This is a genomic window from Rosenbergiella australiborealis (genome assembly GCF_018494035.1).
GTDB classification, from domain to species: Bacteria; Pseudomonadota; Gammaproteobacteria; order Enterobacterales; family Enterobacteriaceae; genus Rosenbergiella; species Rosenbergiella australiborealis.
Genome location: NZ_JABBFO010000032.1, coordinates 1 through 1584, shown reverse-complemented (window position 1 = coordinate 1584; position 1584 = coordinate 1). Strand labels below are relative to the sequence as shown.

The 1584-nt window shown below is 51.1% G+C and carries 1 protein-coding gene; it reads left to right on the top strand.

Features of this window, described 5'->3' with window-relative positions; genetic code table 11:
* Positions 1-78 precede the first annotated feature (78 nt).
* Entirely contained in the window at positions 79-1584 is a 1506-nt protein-coding gene (locus tag HGT73_RS14555) for an IS1182 family transposase (RefSeq protein WP_244968598.1), read from the top strand.

The following is a 1584-nucleotide window of genomic DNA, read 5'->3' as shown; positions in this document are numbered from 1 at the left end:
CAGATTGCTGACAAAGTCCTGGCCTCTTGGCCAGGACTTTGATCTAATAGGGTTAGGCTAATTAATGAGCTAACACCCATGCTTAAAGAATCTTCCCCTCAACAATATCAAATCGAAATGGTCACCCTCGAAGAGCTGGTACCCAAAAATCATCTAGTGCGTAAAGTGGACGCCGTTATCGATTTCGACTTTATTCGTGATGAAGTGGCACACCTTTATTGTCATGATAACGGGCGCCCTGCCATCGACCCCGTCGTGCTGTTTAAAATGATGCTGCTTGGCTATCTCTTTGGCGTCCCGAGCGAACGCCGTCTAGTTCAAGAAATTCAGGTCAATGTCGCCTACCGCTGGTTCCTACGCATCGGCCTGACCGACAAAATCCCCGATGCCTCAACCCTGAGTCAAAACCGTATCCGCCGATTTAACGGCACCGATGTCTTCCAGCGTATCTTTGACAATATTGTTGAGCAGGCTATCGCCAAAGGCATGGTTAACGGTCGCGTGCTCTATACCGATAGCACTCACCTCAAGGCTAACGCTAACCCGCGCAAGGCCGTGAACGTTGAAACCCCCGTTAAACCCAGCGCTTATATTGATGCGCTCAATGCCGCCATCAATGAAGACCGCGAAGTCGCCGGAAAAAAGCTGTTAGCGCCGTCGAAAACGGTAAAAATGAAGAACACGAAGGTCAGCACGACTGACCCGGAAAGCGGGTTCATGCATCGTGATAATAAGCCGAAAGGCTTCTTCTGGCTCGACCATCGTACCGTCGACGGTAAACACGGCATCATTACCGACACCTACACTACGCCCGGAAATATCCATGATGCACAACCCTACATTGCCCGGCTGGAGCGTCAGTTGGCAAGGTTCCCACTCAATCCTGTGGCGGTCGGACTGGATGCGGGCTACTTCAACGCCGCGGTCTGCCATCTGACGGAACAGGCAGGAATCATCCCTGTGTTGGGGTATCGGCGGCCAAACAAAGGGCAAAATACGTTCCAGAAAAAACAGTTTATCTACGACGAGGATAAGGATGTTTATCGCTGCCCGGAGGGGGAGTTACTGGTCTATAAAACCACGAGTCGTGAAGGTTACCGTCACTATCATAGCCCTGCTGATGTCTGTGCGAGGTGCCCGCAGCTAAAATCTTGTACGCAGAGCCAGAACACGCAGAAAGTGGTCACGCGTCACGTGTGGGAGGCAAGTAAGGAACGAGCAAATAAGATGCGGCTAACGCCGTGGGGTAAGAAGGTGTATGCCCGTCGAAAAGAGACGGTAGAAAGAAGCTTCGCCGATGCAAAACAGCATCATGGTCACCGTTACGCACGGTTCCGTGGTCTGATGAACGTGCAGATGCAGTGCCTAATGGCGGCGGCAGCGCAGAATATGAAAAAGATAGCGCTACTGGCGCATCTTTATCTTTTATTAGTGCAATACAGCGTGCTAGTAGAGCTTATGAGAAGGATGAGAGAGGTTCAAAAGGGATGTAAGGGCTCAGGAGGAAAAAATATCGCGATCGCGACCTTCGGCCGCTCAAAAAGAAGAACCCCTCCAGAAAGATGGGGTTCGTCAGCAATCTGA